This window comes from Actinophytocola oryzae, assembly GCF_004364325.1.
Lineage (GTDB): Bacteria > Actinomycetota > Actinomycetes > Mycobacteriales > Pseudonocardiaceae > Actinophytocola > Actinophytocola oryzae.
On the sequence record NZ_SOCP01000006.1, the window covers coordinates 109,501 to 126,491 of the forward strand.

Genomic DNA, 16,991 nt, shown 5'->3' on the forward strand with positions numbered 1-16,991 from the left:
CGTGATCAGGGTGGTGGTGGTCGACGACCAGGAGCTCATGCGCGTCGGCTTCCGGATGGTGCTCGGCGCGCAGGAGGACATGGAGATCGTCGGCGAGGCGGGCAACGGCGAGGAGGCCGTCATCCTCGCGGAGGACCTCCGGCCAGATGTCGTGCTCATGGACGTGCGCATGCCGGTGCTCGACGGCGTCGAGGCCACCAAGCTGATCACCGAGCGTGGCCTCGCGAAGGTGCTGGTCATGACCACGTTCGACCTCGACGAGTACGCGCTGTCCGCGCTGCGCAACGGCGCCAGCGGGTTCCTGCTCAAGGACACGCCGTCGGTGCAGCTCGTCGCCGCGCTGCGTTCCGTGGCCAGCGGGGACGCCGTCGTCTCACCGAGCGTCACGCGGCGGCTGCTCGACCGGTTCCTCGGCTCGGCGGGCGGTGAGCTGCGCGACGCGTCGCTGCTGGAGGTGCTGACCGAGCGCGAGCGGGAGGTCCTCCTGCTGATGGCGCAGGGTCTGTCCAACACCGAGATCGCGCGCAAGCTCTTCCTCTCCGAGGCGACCGTCAAGACACACGTCGGCCGCATCCTCGCCAAGCTGGACCTGCGGGACCGCGTCCAGGCGGTCGTGCTCGCGTACGAGACGGGCCTGGTCCGGCCCGGAGAGGTCTGAGTCCGCTCTCAGCTCCATCTCAGGGTCCATAAGTCAGGGTTCCCTCAGGGTGGTTACGGATATCCCCAGCCTTTTGGCTGATGGACGCTACTCCCAGAAGTTGACCTGAGTTGGGGACCTCAGGTGGACGTGCGGAGGGCTCCGGTACCGCCACTATTCAACTTCGACGGGGACACGCAGACATCACAGGGAGAAGACATGATTGAGGCAGTCGGCCTCAGCAAGCGGTACGGAAAGACGTTAGCTGTCGATAATCTGACGTTCACCGTCCAACCGGGCAAGGTCACCGGATTCCTGGGCCCGAACGGGGCGGGCAAGTCCACCACGATGCGGATGATCCTCGGGCTGGACTCGCCGTCCGGCGGTCACGTCGACATCGACGGCCAGCGCTACCGGCAGCTGCACCAGCCGCTGCGCAAGGTCGGCGCGCTGCTCGACGCGAAGTGGGTGCACCCCAACCGCTCGGCGCGGGCACACCTGCGCTGGCTCGCCAAGTCCAACAAGCTGCCTGCCAAGCGGGTCGACGAGGTGCTCGACCTGGTCGGTCTCACCGACGTGGCGAACCGCCGCGCAGGCGGGTTCTCACTCGGCATGAGCCAGCGGCTCGGCATCGCCGCGGCACTGCTCGGCGACCCGGAGATCCTGCTGTTCGACGAGCCGGTGAACGGTCTCGACCCGGAGGGCATCCTCTGGATCCGCCGGTTCATGCACCGCCTGGCCGACGAGGGCCGCACGGTGTTCGTGTCGAGCCACCTGCTGTCGGAGATGGCGCTCACCGCCTCGGAGCTGGTCGTCATCGGCCGGGGCAGGCTCATCGCGCAGTGCAGCACCGAGGAGTTCGTCGCGCAGGCGACCGAGAGCACGGTCCGGGTGCGCAGCCCGCAGCTCGCGCTGCTGCGCTCGGCCATCGGCCAGCAGGGCGCCACCGTGCGGGACGAGGGCGACAGCCTGGTCGTGTCCGGTATGGACATCGCGGACATCGGCGAGCTCGCCGCGGCGAAGGGGGTGCCTCTGCACGAGCTGAGCCCGCAGCGCGGCTCGCTCGAGGAGGCGTTCATCCAGCTGACGGGCGACTCCGTGGAGTACCACGCCGCGTCCTCCGACAACGCCGTGCCCGCCGACCTCCTGACCGCCGGGAAGTGAAGAAATGACTCTGCTAGCCGTTGAACGGATCAAGCTCTTCACCACGCGTTCGCCGCTGTGGTGCACCATCGCGGCCATCGCCGTGGTCGTCGGCTTCGCCGCGCTCATCGCGGGCGTCGACACCGACAACGCGCCCACCATCGCGTCCACGCAGTTCGGCGCCAACTTCGGCCTGATGATCGTGATGGTGATGGCCGCGCTGGCGATCACCACCGAGTACCGGTTCGGCACGATCCGGGCCACGTTCCAGGCCATTCCCAACCGGACCGGCACACTGCTGGCCAAGACGCTGGTCGTCGCCGTCTTCGCGGGCCTGATCGGCGAGGTCGTCGCGTTCGGCTCGGTGGCCATCGCCAAGCTGATCAAGCCCTCGGCCGACCTGGCCATCAACAGCTCCTTCGAGTGGCGGGCCGTGGCGGGCGTCGGTGTGGTCTACGCGCTGGCCGCCGTGGTCGCGATCGCGGTGGGCACGCTGATCAGGCACTCCGCCGGTGCCGTGTCGCTGCTGCTGATCTACACCCTGCTCGTCGAGAGCCTGGTCGCGCTGATCCCGAACGTCGGTCTCGACATCCAGAAGTGGATGCCGTTCCAGATGGCCAACATGTTCCTCGCGGGGGACCCGGACGCCACGAACCTCACGGTCAACGGCGAGGGGCCGCCCGCGGCCACCGCGGGACTCGGCCCGTGGGGCGCGCTCGCCTACTTCGCCGGGTTCGCGGTGCTCATGCTGATCATCGCGGTCACCACCGCCAACAAGCGGGACGCGTAGCCCTCGGGGGAGCTGCTACCGCGTCCTCGGGGGAAGGGCCCGGGTCACCATTCGGGGGGTGGCTCGGGTCCTTTTGTCATGTGTCCAGGAATTCGGCGGATTGTTCCATTCGGGTGAACAATCCGCCCACACTTCGCAAACAGGTAACGAGATACGCGGTTTCCCCGATGTCGCACATGGGTCGGGGTAAGGTGTTGTACACCACACATCACGGTTAAGACCACGTAAAGCCGCCGTGATTCGTCCCACAGCGGGCGGACATACGGATCGAGTTGGGGTCAGATCGTATTAGGCAACAGCAGTCCCAAACCGCGCCCTAACTTCATACAGGGGTGTCCTTGGAGGTGGACTTGTGACGGTGGTTGACACCGGCCCAACTACTGATGCCGCTGACGCGGCTGAGGAGCGAAGGCGCTCGTCATACCAACCGTCCCAGGCACTGCGTGTCGAGCCGCTGATCGGGCTCGAGTGGTCACAAGCCATCGAGCAGTGGGGCGGCGAGAACGCCACCACTCCGGCGGAGACCAGGCGGTCCTGGGTGCACCGAGCCCCTGAACAGCAGGTCCTCACCCTCTACCGCGCCATCGTCGAGTCCGACCCCGGCGCACCCGCGCCCTGGTGGTTGCGTGCGCTCGCCGACGGCAAGCTGACCTCCCGCCTCGAGGGCTTCACCGTCGAGGACCGCGTCTCCAAGCTCCTGACCTCCCGTCCCGGCTGGGTGTACGTGCCGTGGACCAACGACGGCGACTCCGGTTTCTGGGAGTACGTGCCCTCCGAACGCAAGCTCGCCGAGCCAGGCGTACCGACCAGCCTCATGCTGACCGACCGCCACCCCGGCTGGATCGACGTGGTCCGTGTGCACGCGGGCGACACGACCCCCGACCCCGTGGCCGTGGCCGGCCTCCCGGACCTGCGTGCCAACCTGGCGAGAGTGGAATCGCTCGCCCCCTAGAGTTCTCCCCCGTGGAGGCACCTCGGCGGACTGTTGTCAGCTTCGTTAACCGCGGCGGTCGGATGACCGTCGGCCAGACGCGTGCGTGGGAGCGGCTCTGGCCCTCGCTCGGGCAGGATGTCCGGGAGCTGCCGGAGGGGCCGGTGGACCTCGGCGCGTGGTTCGGGCGGTCGGCACCCGTGACGCTGGAGATCGGTCCCGGCATGGGTGAGACCACCGCGCAGCTCGCCGAGGCCGAGCCGGACGTGAACTACCTGGCCGTCGACGTCTACCCGCCGGGGCTCGCGCAGCTCATGATGCGCGCGGAGGAGGCGGGGCTCACCAACCTGCGGCTCATGCGCGGGGACGCGGTCGTCCTGCTGGAGGAGCACCTGCCGGAGGCGTCGCTGGGTGCGGTCCGGATCTACTACCCGGACCCCTGGCCGAAGAAGAAGCACCACAAACGGCGCCTGGTGCAGCCCTCGCTGGTGTCGGTCGTGGCAGCCCGGCTCGTGCCAGGCGGGACACTGCACCTGGCGACGGACTGGGAGCACTACGCCGAGCACATGCTGGAGGTGTGTTCCGCCGAGCCGCTGTTGCGCAACCGCCATGACGGGTGGGCACCCCGGCCGCCGTGGCGGCCGCTGACCAAGTTCGAGAGCCGCGCCGAGGAGGAGGGCCGGGTCAGCCGGGATCTCATCTTCGAAAGGATCTGACCCCATCGAGTGATTGCAGCGGCGATATAGCCCCGTTCGGGAGCCACCGACAGTAGTTCTCGGCCGCCACGGGCCACACCCCCGGGTAATCCAGTGTTTCTCGACCGGGGCCGATACCCACAGTTGTGACCGCACTGCGCGACGAACCGCACAGCCCGGCACCGCGACCACGCCTACGCGACCAGTCGGTCCACGGTGAGGCGGAGGAGTTCATCCGCGCCTTCCACCACGCGAGGCCGAAGGCGGGGCACGTGGAGACCCGGCTCGCGAAGGTGCGCGACGAGCTCACGGCACTCGGCACGTACCGGCACACGCCCGCGGAACTGGCCTACGGTGCCCGCCTCGCGTTGCGGGACAGTGGCTGGTGCCCCGCCGACGTGCCGTGGCGCGGGTTGCTGGTGCGTGACCTCAGGCAGATCCGCAACAGCGTCGACGTCGCCGCGCAGTGCGTGCAGCACCTGCGGATGTCGACCAACGGGGGCGCCGTCCGGCCGATGGTGAGCGTGTTCGCGCCGGACACGCCGTGGCGGCCCGGTCCGCGCATCCGCAACGACCAGCTGGTGCGCTACGCCGGGTACACCGAACCGGCCCGCGTGCTCGGCGACCGGCGGTACGTGGACTTCACGACCGCGGTCTGCAGGCTGGGCTGGCGACCACCGGCCGGACGCACGGCGTTCGACAAGCTCCCCCTGGTCGTCCAGACACCGCACGAAGGCATCAGTCTCTTCCCGCTGCCGAAGGCAGTCGTCCGCGAGGTGGCGCTGGAGCACCCCGAGCTGCCGTGGCTCGCGACGCTCGGCCTGCGGTGGCACGCGGTGCCGGTGATCAGCAACCGGGGGCTGCGCATCGGCGGTGTCACCTACCCCGCGGCGCCGTACAACGGCGTGTACATCTGCCAGGCCATCGGCGAGGACGTGTTCGCGGAGGACTCCGCGTACGGGCTGGCCCGCGTGGTCGCCGACCGGCTCGGCCTGGACACGACGTCGGACCGCACGCTGTGGCGCGACCGCGTGGTGGTGGAGCTGAACCGGGCGGTGCTGCACTCCTACGACGCGGCCGACGTGACGATGAAGCACTCGGTGACCGGCTTCCTCCCTGCCGGCACCGGTGGTTCGCGGCCCTCGTTCACCTCCTGGGACGAACCGCCCCTGTAGTCCGTGGCGGACACCCCGCCCGCCTTTGGCAGGATCTCCGCATGCTGCGACTGCGTGCCCCGATCGTCCTGCCCTGCGATCCCGAGTGCGGGGTCCTGCGTGACGCGGTGGTGGACATCGACGCGGCCGGGCGGCTCGGCTACGTCGGGCCCGCGGACGGCGCGCCGGAGTCCGACGGCGAGGTCCGGCAGCTACCGGGGATCCTCCTGCCCGGCATGATCAACACGCATGCGCACAGCCCCATGACCGTGCTGCGCGGCATGGGTGGCGACCTGCCGCTCATCCGGTGGCTGCGGGAGATCATCTGGCCTGCCGAGGCGAAGCTGACGTCGCGGGACATCGAGACCGGCATGCTGCTCGGATCCGTCGAGATGCTGCGCAACGGGATCACGACCAGCGTCGAGCAGTACTTCCAGCCGGAGCACCTGATCCGCGCGGTGCTCGCGACCGGCGGCAGGGTGGTGCTCGGGCCGGCCATCGTCGACACGCCCGACCACGACTGGCGCGCCCAGCTCGACGAGATCAGCACCCGCATCGACGTCGACGGCCTGCGCCCGCACGACCGCGTCGAGCTGGCGTACGGCCCGCACTCCGCCTACACGCTCTCCCCCGAGGCGCTGACGACCGTCGCGGAGGCGGCCAGGTCGCGAGAGGCGTTGCTGCTGCTGCACGTGGCGGAGTCGGTCGGCGAGGACACCGTCCAGCGCGAGGAGTACGGCTCGGTGCCGAGACTCCTCGCCTCGATCGGACTGCTCGACGGGCGCATGCTGGCCGCGCACTCGGTCCACCTGTCCGATGAGGACATCGCGTTGTTCGCCGAGCACGACGTCGCGGTCGCGCACTGCCCTGGCTCGAACGCGAAGCTGGCGTCCGGCATCGCGCGCCTCACGGACCTGCGTGCGGCCGGTGTCCGTGTCGGCATCGGCACGGACGGCCCGGCCAGCAACGACGACCTGGACCTGTGGGAGGAGATGCGCCTGACCGCGCTGCTCGCCCGTCTGTCCACGATGGACTCCTCGGCGCTGAAGGCGGCCGACGTCCTGCTGCTGGCGACCCGCGGCGGCGCCGCCGCGATCGGCCGCGACGACCTCGGCGCGCTGGAAACCGGGCGGTGGGCGGACATCGTGCACGTCGACGTGTCGTCGGAGGCGTTCACCGGCGGCCTGGCCGTGTCCGACGAGCACCTGCTGGCCAACCTCGTGTGGGCGTCCGGCGCGCGGGACGTGCGGGACGTGTGGGTGGGTGGCGAGCAGGTGGTCGCCGACCGCGAGCCCGTGAAGGTGGACCGCGACGAGGTCCAGGCCGCCGCGGGCGCGGTGACGAGCCGGATCCGCGTCTAGCGGTCGGGTTGGCGGATCACGATCTCGTGGACGTGCGCGTCACGGGGTGTCTCGACCGCGGCCCTGACGATGTTCGCGACCGACTCGGGCCGCATGTACCGCTCCGGGGTGTAGTCGCCGCCCTCGAACTCACGGACCCCGCGCTGCATGTCGGTCGCCGTGCGGCCGGGGTGCACCGACGTCACGCGCAGCCCGTTCGGCTCCTCCTCGGCCCGCAGCACGTCCGAGAACGCGCGTAGCCCGAACTTGCTTGCCGCGTAGGCACCCCAGCGCGGGTTCGCCCTGATGCCGGAGCCGGAGTTGACCAGCACGACGTGCCCTCCGGCCGCGCGGAGAGCCGGGAGCAGCAGCCGGGTCAGCTCCGCGACGGCGACGACGTTCAGCTCGTACGAGTCGCGCCAGTCGGCCGGGGTGAGGTCGCCGAGCACGCCGAGGCGGGAGATGCCCGCCGAGTGGACGAGCACGTCGAGCCGGTCGACGTCCGCGACCGCCGCGGCCACGGCCGGGTAGTCCGTCAGCTCCACCGCCAGCGGGCGGGCCGAGGGCAGCGCGGCGGCCACCGACGAGAGCGCCTCCTCGTCGCGGCCGCCGAGCAGCAGGTCGTGGGTGGCACCCAGTGCCTCGGCGACGGCCTTGCCGATACCCCGGGACGCACCGGTGATCAGGGCCAAAGGTCGATCAGTCATGGCCCCAACGATACGAAGTGGCCCTTCTTCCACCGGGGTGACCAGGTATCCGCAGGCTCAGGTGATCGCGTTCTCCAGCACGTTGCCCGCCGAGTCCCTGGCGGTGTACCCGAGCCCGGCGTAGGTCTCGGGGAACTCGGCCAGGTAGTAGGCGGCACCCGGGGTCCTGGTCACCTGACGGACCTCGACCGGCCGCCCGTAGGCCTCACGCACCTCCAGGTCCGTGACCTGCGGCGCCGTGACGAACAGCATCAGTTTCGGCAGAGGCCCGCCGTAGAGCACATCGCCCAGGACGGGGCGGGTGAGCACGAGTGACCCTGGTGGCTGCGGAGTGGGCCAGGACGGCACGATGCCGCAGTACCCGGCCACGGGATTCTCGTCACTGGGCAACGCGTCGAGGCAGTAGTGCTCGCCGTCGGCCTGTGCCGTCACCGTCAGGACGGCCTTCTTCTCGACGCCGTGATCGGTGAACCGCCCCAGCTCGACCTCGCCCGTCGGCGGGCCGCTCTCCTGAACACGGGTGGTCGTCGGGCCGGGCGGGCTCGCGACCCGGCCACTCCGCCCGGTCAGTGCCAGCGGCACCGCGATGCCGACGACCACCACGGCGACCACGGCCGCGACCACGAGCAGCGGCCGGTGGCCCCCACGTTCGGTGAGCCGTCGATCGAGCATGGCGCGGGCGTGCCTGGTCGGCGGCAGCGTGTCGGCGCGGTCGTGGAGCGTCGTCCGCAGGCGGTCCTCGAGGTCGTTCATCGGGCGTCCTCCCCGGCCAGCGCGTCACGCATCGCGGCCATGGCGTGGTTGGTGGTGGCCTTCACGGTGCCGACCGCGATGCCGAGCGTGTCGGCGATCGCCTGCTGGTCGAGGTCGAGCCAGTAGCGGAGCACCAGCACCTGGCGCTGCCGCCTGGTCAGCGTCGCGAGCGCGTCCCACACCGCCTGGTTGGCCAGCGCCAGCGACTCGGCCGACGCGGCGTCCGTGCCACGCTCACGCGGTGCGCGGCGCACGATGCGCAGGTGCCGCAGCCGGGAGTGCGACAGGTTCACGACCGTCCTGCGCAGGTAGGCAGGCGCCTTGTCCGCACCGGCCAGCGCCGCCCACCGGTCGTGCAGGCGGACGAACGCCTCCTGCGCGATGTTCTCCGGGTCGTCCGCGCCGAGCAGGAAGGCCAGCCGCTTCATCGGCTCGAAACACCTGTCGAACAACGCGTCGAACCCCGCACGGTCGGTGCGGGGTCCTGGCTCGGTTGCCGTGTTCACACCCCCTTGACGCCTTCGGGGGCCGAAAGGGTTAGAAGCCGATTTCCTCCCGGATCAGCACCACGGTCCCACGGGTGGGGTCGTACTCACGCTCCATCACCAGCAGCTTGCCGATGAACGACTGGTGGCCGAACTGGAGCAGGCGGTCGTACTCCCTCGGGTAGGTGTAGGTGCGGACCCTGCGGAACGCGGTCTCGAGGTCCGGCACGACCTTCTGCCCGCCCACGACCCAGATCGCCTTCTCCGCACCTGCCGCGTACGGGGCGAACTGCGAACCGCTCGCCGAGGCGACGACCATGACCCCGTCCTCGGTCACGGCGTGCACACTGCCGACGACGACGTCCGGGGCGGCACCCATGGTGATCTGCGTGCGGATGTCCTTCGGGTCGACGTCCGCGAGCCTGGCGCGCACCGAGACGAAGTCCCCGCCGTCGTCGATGTCGGCGAGCAGCCCGGAATGGCGCAGCGTCTCGCTGTTGGCGGTGAAGATCGCCTTGTCGCGAGGGAGCAGGTCGCGGACGAGTGCGCGGGCGTCGGCGACCGTGTCGACGACGTGGCTGGTGTAGCCCCGCTCACGCAGGCCCTTCGCCGCGCGGCTGAGCGCCTCGTCGTCGGCGACGGCGGCGAACGACTCGTCGACCGGGAGCGCTTCGGTGGTCATGGTTCCCCTTCAGCAGTCAGTTCCGATTGGTAACTGACCCCATCGTGAGGAACTATGGTGACGTCCGAAAGATTGCACCTTTTCCTGCGTCAGTGAGGTGGGGGTAACCGTGCAGGTGGACGACGCGCGACAGGCGCGGATGTGTTACGCGCGACAGGTGCTCGACCGTATCGCCGACAAGTGGTCGCTCTCGGTCGTCCACCAGCTCAGCACGACCCCGGTGATGCGGTTCACCGAGCTGCAGCGCGGCATCGACGGCATCAGTCAGCGCATGCTCACCTCGACCGTGCGTGCGCTGGAGCGCGACGGCCTGGTCGAGCGCACGGTCCACCCGGTCGTGCCGCCGAGGGTCGACTACCGCCTGACACCGCTCGGCACGACGTTGATGAGCACGGTGTGCTCCCTCATGACGTGGGCCGTCGAGCACGCCGACGACATCGACCAGGCCCGCGCGGCCTACGACGAGAAGGCCGCGCGGGACCAGGTCGGCTAGCGCTCCACCTCGCCCGCGATGAACTTCTCCACCGCGTCGTAGGCCTCGGAGTCGGAGTACTGCTCGGGCGGCGACTTCATGAAGTACGAGGACGCCGACAGGATCGGGCCGCCGATGCCCCGGTCGAGCGCGATCTTGGCGGCCCGGACGGCGTCGATGATCACGCCGGCCGAGTTGGGCGAGTCCCAGACCTCGAGCTTGTACTCGAGGCTCAGCGGCACGTCGCCGAACGCCTTGCCCTCGAGCCGCACGTAGGCGAACTTGCGGTCGTCGAGCCAGGGCACGTGGTCGGACGGTCCGATGTGGACGTCCGCCTTGGCCATCTCGTGCGGGATCTGCGAGGTGACCGCCTGCGTCTTGGAGATCTTCTTGGACTGGAGGCGCTTGCGCTCCAGCATGTTCATGAAGTCCATGTTGCCGCCGAAGTTGAGCTGGTAGGTGCGCAGCAGCTCGACTCCCCGGTCCTCGAAGAGCTTGGCGAGCACGCGGTGCGTGATGGTGGCGCCGACCTGGGACTTGATGTCGTCGCCGACGATCGGCACGCCCGCCTCGGTGAACTTGGCGGCCCACACCGGGTCGGACGCGATGAACACCGGCAGCGCGTTGACGAACGCGACACCGGCGTCGATGGCGGCCTGCGCGTAGAAGCGGTCGGCGTCCTCCGAGCCGACCGGCAGGTACGACACCAGCACGTCGACCTCGGCCTCGCGCAGGGCGGCGACCATGTCGACGGGCTTCTCGTCCGACTCGGTGATGATCTCCCGGTAGTAGTCGCCGAGACCGTCGAAGGTGTGGCCGCGCTGGACCGTGACCCCCAGCGGTGGCACGTCGCAGATCTTGATCGTGTTGTTCTCGCTCGCGACGATCGCCTCGGACAGGTCGCGGCCGACCTTCTTGGCGTCGACGTCGAACGCGGCGACGAACTCCACGTCCCGGACGTGGTAGTCGCCGAACTGCACGTGCATCAGACCGGGTACGCGGGTCTCCGGGTCGGCGTCACGGTAGTAGTGCACGCCCTGCACCAGCGACGCGGCACAGTTGCCGACGCCGATGATGGCCACCCGGACACTGCGACGCTGTTCGCCCATGCCGGTACTCCCTCTTCCTGTCTGCCCCGGCCGGTCCCGGCCGTGGCGATGTCCGACGCAGATCCGCACTGACCTGCCGGCGTCTACTCGACGCCGTCCTGCCGTTCCTTCTGCTCCCGCTGTTCGGTCGCGATCAGCTCGTTGAGCCAGCGAACCTCCCGCTCGCTGTGCTCGAGGCCGAGCCGGTGCAGCTCGCGGGTGTAGCGGTCGATCTGCTCACCCGCCCGCGCCATGGAGGAGCGCAGTCCTTCCCGCCGCTCCTCCACCCGCCGCCGCCGTCCTTCGAGGATGCGCATCCTGACCTCGGCGGGCGTGCGGGAGAAGAACGCCATGTGAACGCCGAACCCCTCGTCGTCGTAGGCCTGGGGGCCCACGTCGGCGAGCATCTCGGCGAAACGCTCCTTGCCGTCGGCGGAGAGCTTGTACACGCGCTTGGCGCGTTTGCCCCACGTGCCGCGGGCGGTGGGTTCCTGCTGGTCGTCCTCGACGATCAGCCCTGCCTTCAGCAGGCGGCGCAGCGTCGGGTACAGCGATCCGTACGAGAACGCCCGCAGCGTGCCCAGCATGTCGAAAAGGCGTTTGCGCAGCTCGTAGCCGTGCATGGGGGCCTCGTGCAGCAGACCGAGAATGGCGAACTCGAGCATCGCTCACCCCTTTCCGCACACTCTGACCTACTCGGCCACTATATCGCGCCGATACATCAGGGTCGCATTTCAAGCGCGACACGGCACACGGACGTGGCAGTGATCACGATCGGCGAGTTGCCTGGTCGGACCAGCCGGCACGACGATCAGGCGCAGGTCAGCGCCGTGCCGGAGCCGGGGACATCACTTCTTCGACCCAGAGTGGCGACGAACCCGCGCGCCGGGCGCCAATCAGCAGGTGGCCGTGATAACGGCGCCGCGTAGGCTGTCACCCGTGCGTACACAGAGGCAGGTGGTCGACTACGCGTTGCAGCGCAAGGCGCTGCTCGCGGAGGTGCACTCCGGCCGTGTGGGCACCATGGACGTCTGCGACGCCAACCCGTACCTGCTCAGGGCCGCCAAGTTCCACGGTGTGCCCAGCGACGTGACCTGTCCCGTCTGCCGCAAGGAGCCACTGACGAGAGTGGCCTGGGTATACGGTGACGAGCTCAAGCACGCGTCGGGCTCGGCGCGGGCGCCGGAGGAGCTGGCACGGATGGCCACGCACGTCTCCGAGTTCACTGTCTACGTCGTCGAGGTTTGCCGCACCTGTGGATGGAACCACCTGGTGCAGTCATACGTCCTGGGGACGGGCGGACTAGACACCCACAAGCCACGGAGGAGGACAGCGGCGGAGTGATGTCCACCGTTTTGCCTGCTCCGGAGCTGATGACCACCACACGACGGACGCGGACGTGTCCGTTGCTCTGGGAGGCCTGTTCAACGTGAGCGACCATCGCAACCACCGGCATCGCGCGAGCGAACCGGCGTGGCCGACTGGTGAGGACCCGAAACCCGGCGCGCCCGCGCCGAACGAGGAGCGCACCGGTTTCTGGAGTCCTCTCTGGGAGGACGACGATGACGACGCGCAGGCGGCCCGGCCCGGCAACGGGCACGGTCCGCGCGCCAAGTCGAACGGACACGCCCGTGCCGAGTCGGGCGGGCACGCCCGCGCGGACTCGGGCGGCCACGCCCGTCAGGAGTCGAACGGACACTCGCGCGCCGAGTCGGGCGGGCACGCCCGGGCAGGCGGCGACCACCGCTGGCCGGACGCCGAGCCGCCCGCCGCGCCCCGGCGCGCCGAGCCACCTGTCCAGCCACGGCCGTCCCCACCCCGCCGTGGTGGCCCCACGCCCGTGTGGCCGAGTGGGGAGGAGGCGCCTGCCCGCCGCCCCGGCGGCCCGCCTGCCCCGCCGCCGCCCGGTCCGGGTGGCCGTCCGCCCGCAGGCCCCGCGACGCGGGTGGTCCGGCCGCGTCCTGCGGGCCCGCCACGCCCCGGCGCGCCAGGCAGACCGGGTGTCGACCCGGACGGCCCGACGGAGCTGATGAAGCCGCCGCAGCGCGGCGGGGGGCCCGAGCCGCAGCTGCTCACGCACCGCGAGCCCGACTACGACGAGGACGTCAACGACGATCCCGACCTCTACGACGAGGCCGACGACAGCGCCCCTCTGACCCCGGACGACCGCGCGTGGCGGCGCAAGAAGGTCTGGAAGCGGGTCCGGCGCGGGGGCTATGTGCTCACCGCGCTGATGATCATCGGTCCGATCGTGGCGTTCTTCGTCTCGTACCAGATGGTCGAGGTGCCGAACGCGCAGACCGTCTCCGCCTCGCAGCAGCAGGTCGTCACGCTGAAGTACGGCGACAACCAGATGCTGTCGCAGATCGTCCCGGCCGACGGCACCCGCACCTTCGTGAAGTACGACCAGATCCCCGAGACGGTCAAGCACGCCGTGTTCGCGGCCGAGGACGCCGACTTCATGACCAACCCGGGCTTCGACCTCGGTGGTGTGCTCCGCGCGGGCTGGAACCAGGTCGGTGGCGGCGCGGGTGGTGGCTCGACGATCACCCAGCAGTACATCAAGAAGGCCACCGGCGACGACGAGGCGTCGGGCCTCGGCGGTTACACGCGTAAGTTCACCGAGGTCGTCAAGGCCTACAAGATGAACAACACGTACTCCAAGCCGCAGATCCTCGAGGCGTACCTCAACACGATCTACTTCGGGCGCAGCGCGAACGGCATCGTGGCCGCGGCCAAGGCGTACTACGGCAAGGAGCTGAAGGACCTCACGCCGTCCGAGGCGGCCCTGCTCGGCGGCATGATCCAGAGCCCCGGCCGGTACAAGGACGAGGAGTACAAGCACCGGCGCTGGGACTTCGTCATGAACCAGATGGTTCAGAAGGGCTGGGTGTCGGCCGCCGAGCGCGCGTCCGCCCAGTACCCGGCGCAGATCCCGGTGGAGCAGGCGAGGCCGTCGGCGATCGAGGGCCCCGGTGCGCACATCCAGGCCTACGTGCTCGACGAGATCTTCGAGGAGACCGGCCTGGACGTCAGCGACCTGAAGCGCAAGGGCTACACGATCGTGACCACGATCGACAAGAAGGCCCAGGACGCGGCCCAGGCCGCCATCACGAAGGTCATGACGGGCCAGGACCCCAACATCCACCCTGGCATGGTCGTGGTCAACCCGACCAACGGCGAGATCATGGCTTACTACGGCGGCGAGAACGGCACCGGCACCGACTGGGCGATGGCCAAGCAGGAGCCCGGCTCGTCGTTCAAGCCGTTCGACCTGGTCGCCCTGCTCGAGCAGGGCAAGGGGCTCGGCGAGACGTACGACGGCACCTCGGGGCGCCAGTTCGTCCCCGGTGGCCCGAAGATCCGCAACTCGGGCGGCGACTCGTCGTGCGGCAAGGAGTGCACCGTCGCGCTGGCGATGAAGAAGTCCGTCAACACGGTGTTCTACGACATCGCGCTGAACACGGTCGGCGTGAAGGCGGTCGCCAACGCAGCGCACCAGGCGGGTGTGCAGTCCCAGCTCGGCGGCCCGGACGGCAACCAGCTGGACGCGAACATCTCCATCGGTGGCGGTAACACGCAGGTCACCACCGTCGACATGGCCTCGGCGTACGCCACCTTCGCCGCGAACGGGATCTACCGCAAGCCGCACATGGTGAAGCAGATCCTCACGCCGGAAGGCAAGGTCTTCTGGGAGGCGGACCGGTCGATGACCACCGGCCAGCCCGCCTTCGACAAGACCGACTCGGCCAACAACGCGAAGATCGCCCGCAACGTGACCGAGTCACTGCTCCCGATCCCGAAGTCCTCGAACATCCCGTGCGCCGACGGCAGGAAGTGTGCGGGCAAGACGGGCACGCACCAGTACGGCGAGACCGAGGACAACGCCAAGGCGTGGATGGTGGGCTACACCCCCTCCGTCTCCGCCGCGGTGTCGATGGGTGCCGAGGTCGACGGCAAGCAGATGCCGCTCAAGAACAACAAGGGCAAGATCGTCTACGGCTCCGGGCTGCCGGGTCAGATCTGGCAGGAGTTCATGAACTCCTTCCTGAAGGGCACGGAGAAGCAGAACTTTCCGACGTTCATCCCCATCGGCAAGAAGGTCGACGAGAACGACGGGGATGACGACAAGAAGAAGAACGACAAGGGGTCGTCGAGCACCCAGCAGACGCAGAACAGCCAGACCGACAACCCCGGGCCGGGTGGCGGCCACCACAACGACCCGTCCACCGACCAGTCCACGCCGGGCAACGGCGGTCCCAGCGGGCCGGGCAACGGCACCGACCCGCCCGAGACGGGTGATCCCGGTGACGGGATCGTGCTGCCGGGACTCGGCGGCGGAGGTAGAGGTCATCGCTGACCGGTTCGTATGACAGAGGCCCCCGAGCGGGGCCTCTGTCCGTTTCCGGGGTTCGCCACGTGAGGTGGGGCGCCGGAGGATGATCGGCGCCCCGTAGCATCGGCGCGTGACCGAGCCCGCTCCGGACGCCGAGTCGAACCCCGAGTCGGACACCGAGTCCCCGGCCGACACCCGTGCCGGGTCCGTCAGCGACACCGCGACGCTCGGGCCGGAAGAGCGGGTCATCCCGACGTGGACCGAGCCGCTGGCCCGCTCCGCCAGTGCGCCGGTCGGCGGCCCGCTCGGCGTGCACGCGGCGATCGGCAGGCACTGGTTCTGGACGCCGCTGCGAGTGGCGCTGATGATCGCGATCATCGGCCTGGCCGTCAGCTGGTTCGGCAAGGCGGCGTGCGTCCAGCAGTTCTACAACGAGGACGCCAAGCAGCTGGAGCTGGACTGGCGGTCGAACCGCCCGTTCACGGCCATGTGCTACTCGGACATCATCCCGCTGTACTCGGCCGAGCAGCTGGACAAGGGCGGGTTCCCGTACAAGACCAGCTGGTTCGACGACGAGGGCAAGCCGACGCAGCACGAGCGCTGGATGGAGTACCCGGTGCTGACCGGCCTCTTCCAGTGGGTGAACGCGAAGCTGACCGACGGCTGGCTGAGGATCGCCGCCGACGGCTGGTTGCCGACCGGGCTCGCCGTGACGGTGTTCTTCGACATCTCGGCGTTCTGGCTCGCACTGGCGTGGCTGGTGACGATCTGGGCGGTGACCAGGACCGCGCGGCGCCGTCCGTGGGACGCCGCGCTCATCGCCGCCTCCCCACTGGTCCTGGTGCACGCCTTCACCAACTTCGACACCCTCGCGACCGCGTGCGCGGCCACCGCGCTGCTGGCATGGGCCCGAAAACGTCCGGTGCTGGCCGGTGTCCTGCTCGGCATCGGCGGCGCGGCGAAGCTGTACCCGCTGTTCCTGCTGGGTGCGCTGCTCGTGCTGTGTCTTCGTGCCGGCCGCATGCGTGCGTTCTACTCGACGGCGGGTGCGGCGCTGCTGACCTGGGCCGTGGTGAACCTGCCCATCGCGCTGCTGTACCCACGCGGGTGGTGGGAGTTCTTCTACCGCAACAGCCTGCGCGGCGCGGATCCCGACTCCCTCTACAACGTGGTCAGCCAGTTCACGGGCTGGCAGGGCTTCGACGGTCCGCTGGCGTTCGACCAGACACCGACGTGGCTGAACGCGGTGAGCGCCGTGCTGTTCCTGGCGTGCTGCGCGGGCATCGCGTTCGTGGCACTGCACGCCCCCGTGCGACCCAGGGTCGCGCAGCTCGGCTTCCTGATCGTCGCGGCATTCCTCGTGACGAACAAGGTCTGGAGTCCGCAGTACTCGCTGTGGCTGGTGCCACTGGCGATCCTCGCGGTGCCGAGGTGGCGCATCCTGCTCGGCTGGATGGCGCTGGACGCGCTCGTGTGGGCGCCTCGGATGATGTTCTACCTCGGCGACGACAAGAAGGGCCTGCCGATCGACTGGTTCCTGTCGTTCGTCGTGCTCCGCGACCTCGCCGTGGTCGGCCTGTGCGCCCTGATCATCTACGAGATCTACCACCCGACGAGAGACCTGGTCCGCCTCGGCGGCGAGGACGACCCGGCAGGCGGCTTCCTGGACGGCGCGCCGGACCGCTACGTACTCAAGGTCAACCGGCGCCTGGTCGAGGAGCCCGTCGCCTGAGCTGTGGACAACTTCCCCGGAAGTTGTGGATACGTGGCGTGTTCTG

General features: G+C 69.5%; 17 protein-coding genes. 11 read left to right on the forward strand and 6 right to left on the reverse strand.

Annotation, left to right across the window (positions count from 1 at the left end; all coding sequences use genetic code 11):
- Window position 1: 1 nt before the first annotated feature.
- The 7 genes from CLV71_RS18285 (at window position 2) to CLV71_RS18315 (ending at window position 6,711) form a co-directional block, all read left to right on the forward strand.
- Entirely contained in the window at window positions 2–658 is a 657-nt protein-coding gene (locus tag CLV71_RS18285) for a response regulator (protein WP_133904010.1), read from the forward strand.
- Window positions 659–856: 198 nt separating this feature from the next.
- Window positions 857–1,801 carry an ABC transporter ATP-binding protein gene (locus tag CLV71_RS18290; protein WP_133904011.1) on the forward strand — a complete coding sequence of 315 codons (945 nt, stop codon included), beginning with the start codon at window positions 857–859 and terminating at the stop codon, window positions 1,799–1,801.
- 4 nt (window positions 1,802–1,805) lie between these two features.
- Window positions 1,806–2,570 carry an ABC transporter permease gene (locus CLV71_RS18295; protein WP_133904012.1) on the forward strand — a complete coding sequence of 255 codons (765 nt, stop codon included), beginning with the start codon at window positions 1,806–1,808 and terminating at the stop codon, window positions 2,568–2,570.
- 352 nt (window positions 2,571–2,922) lie between these two features.
- On the forward strand, window positions 2,923–3,522 hold the full coding sequence (locus CLV71_RS18300; protein WP_243866551.1) for a hypothetical protein: 600 nt from the start codon (window positions 2,923–2,925) through the stop codon (window positions 3,520–3,522).
- 62 nt (window positions 3,523–3,584) lie between these two features.
- The gene (gene trmB / locus CLV71_RS18305; RefSeq protein ID WP_243866552.1) at window positions 3,585–4,217 is read left to right on the forward strand and encodes a tRNA (guanosine(46)-N7)-methyltransferase TrmB; all 633 of its coding nucleotides are present in this window, start codon (window positions 3,585–3,587) and stop codon (window positions 4,215–4,217) included.
- Between the two features lie 125 nt (window positions 4,218–4,342).
- On the forward strand, window positions 4,343–5,371 hold the full coding sequence (locus tag CLV71_RS18310; RefSeq protein WP_133904014.1) for a nitric oxide synthase oxygenase: 1,029 nt from the start codon (window positions 4,343–4,345) through the stop codon (window positions 5,369–5,371).
- Between the two features lie 41 nt (window positions 5,372–5,412).
- The gene (locus CLV71_RS18315; RefSeq protein WP_133904015.1) at window positions 5,413–6,711 is read left to right on the forward strand and encodes an amidohydrolase family protein; all 1,299 of its coding nucleotides are present in this window, start codon (window positions 5,413–5,415) and stop codon (window positions 6,709–6,711) included.
- Here the strand turns inward: CLV71_RS18315 and CLV71_RS18320 are convergent.
- Genes CLV71_RS18320 through CLV71_RS18335 form a run of 4 tightly spaced genes read right to left on the reverse strand, consistent with a single transcriptional unit; the run spans window position 6,708 to window position 9,317 of the window.
- Entirely contained in the window at window positions 6,708–7,397 is a 690-nt protein-coding gene (locus tag CLV71_RS18320) for an SDR family oxidoreductase (protein WP_133904016.1), read from the reverse strand. The two genes, CLV71_RS18315 and CLV71_RS18320, sit on opposite strands and share 4 nt — an antisense overlap.
- Window positions 7,398–7,454: 57 nt before the next feature.
- Entirely contained in the window at window positions 7,455–8,150 is a 696-nt protein-coding gene (locus CLV71_RS18325; RefSeq protein ID WP_133904017.1) for a hypothetical protein, read from the reverse strand.
- Complete coding sequence (locus CLV71_RS18330) at window positions 8,147–8,656, reverse strand: sigma-70 family RNA polymerase sigma factor (RefSeq protein ID WP_243866553.1); 510 nt, start codon at window positions 8,654–8,656, stop codon at window positions 8,147–8,149. The genes CLV71_RS18325 and CLV71_RS18330 overlap by 4 nt, the downstream gene beginning before the upstream one ends.
- Before the next feature lie 31 nt (window positions 8,657–8,687).
- Entirely contained in the window at window positions 8,688–9,317 is a 630-nt protein-coding gene (locus tag CLV71_RS18335; RefSeq protein ID WP_133904018.1) for an LUD domain-containing protein, read from the reverse strand.
- A 109-nt stretch (window positions 9,318–9,426) separates the two neighbouring features.
- Here CLV71_RS18335 and CLV71_RS18340 point away from each other — a divergent pair, with 109 nt between their 5' ends.
- Window positions 9,427–9,810 carry a winged helix-turn-helix transcriptional regulator gene (locus tag CLV71_RS18340; RefSeq protein ID WP_341771605.1) on the forward strand — a complete coding sequence of 128 codons (384 nt, stop codon included), beginning with the start codon at window positions 9,427–9,429 and terminating at the stop codon, window positions 9,808–9,810.
- Here the strand turns inward: CLV71_RS18340 and CLV71_RS18345 are convergent.
- Both CLV71_RS18345 and CLV71_RS18350 read right to left on the reverse strand, forming a co-directional pair.
- Window positions 9,807–10,898, reverse strand: a complete 1,092-nt coding sequence (locus tag CLV71_RS18345; RefSeq protein WP_133904019.1) for an inositol-3-phosphate synthase — start codon at window positions 10,896–10,898, stop codon at window positions 9,807–9,809. The two genes, CLV71_RS18340 and CLV71_RS18345, sit on opposite strands and share 4 nt — an antisense overlap.
- Window positions 10,899–10,981: 83 nt before the next feature.
- Window positions 10,982–11,542: a PadR family transcriptional regulator gene (locus tag CLV71_RS18350; protein ID WP_133904020.1), complete on the reverse strand. Its 561-nt coding sequence runs from the start codon at window positions 11,540–11,542 to the stop codon at window positions 10,982–10,984.
- A gap of 274 nt (window positions 11,543–11,816) precedes the next feature.
- Between CLV71_RS18350 and CLV71_RS18355 the strand changes: the two genes are divergently transcribed.
- The 3 genes from CLV71_RS18355 to CLV71_RS18365 all read left to right on the forward strand — a co-directional run bounded on the left by CLV71_RS18355 (window position 11,817) and on the right by CLV71_RS18365 (window position 16,945).
- Window positions 11,817–12,221, forward strand: a complete 405-nt coding sequence (locus CLV71_RS18355; RefSeq protein WP_133904021.1) for a DUF5318 domain-containing protein — start codon at window positions 11,817–11,819, stop codon at window positions 12,219–12,221.
- Window positions 12,222–12,306: 85 nt separating this feature from the next.
- Entirely contained in the window at window positions 12,307–15,237 is a 2,931-nt protein-coding gene (locus CLV71_RS18360) for a transglycosylase domain-containing protein (protein WP_133904022.1), read from the forward strand.
- Between the two features lie 106 nt (window positions 15,238–15,343).
- Window positions 15,344–16,945 (forward strand): glycosyltransferase family 87 protein, encoded by a 1,602-nt coding sequence (locus CLV71_RS18365; RefSeq protein ID WP_133904023.1) that lies wholly within the window; start codon window positions 15,344–15,346, stop codon window positions 16,943–16,945.
- Window positions 16,946–16,991 lie beyond the last annotated feature (46 nt).

What these genes read in the sequence shown, in the direction of transcription:
- CLV71_RS18290 (WP_133904011.1), top strand. Translation starts at nt 857, where the DNA reads ATGATTGAGGCAGTCGGCCTCAGCAAGCGGTACGGAAAGACGTTAGCT.
- CLV71_RS18295 (WP_133904012.1), top strand. Translation starts at nt 1,806, where the DNA reads ATGACTCTGCTAGCCGTTGAACGGATCAAGCTCTTCACCACGCGTTCG.
- trmB (WP_243866552.1), top strand. Translation starts at nt 3,585, where the DNA reads ATGACCGTCGGCCAGACGCGTGCGTGGGAGCGGCTCTGGCCCTCGCTC.
- CLV71_RS18315 (WP_133904015.1), top strand. Translation starts at nt 5,413, where the DNA reads ATGCTGCGACTGCGTGCCCCGATCGTCCTGCCCTGCGATCCCGAGTGC.
- CLV71_RS18320 (WP_133904016.1), bottom strand. Translation starts at nt 7,397, where the DNA reads ATGACTGATCGACCTTTGGCCCTGATCACCGGTGCGTCCCGGGGTATC.
- CLV71_RS18325 (WP_133904017.1), bottom strand. Translation starts at nt 8,150, where the DNA reads ATGAACGACCTCGAGGACCGCCTGCGGACGACGCTCCACGACCGCGCC.
- CLV71_RS18335 (WP_133904018.1), bottom strand. Translation starts at nt 9,317, where the DNA reads ATGACCACCGAAGCGCTCCCGGTCGACGAGTCGTTCGCCGCCGTCGCC.
- CLV71_RS18345 (WP_133904019.1), bottom strand. Translation starts at nt 10,898, where the DNA reads ATGGGCGAACAGCGTCGCAGTGTCCGGGTGGCCATCATCGGCGTCGGC.
- CLV71_RS18350 (WP_133904020.1), bottom strand. Translation starts at nt 11,542, where the DNA reads ATGCTCGAGTTCGCCATTCTCGGTCTGCTGCACGAGGCCCCCATGCAC.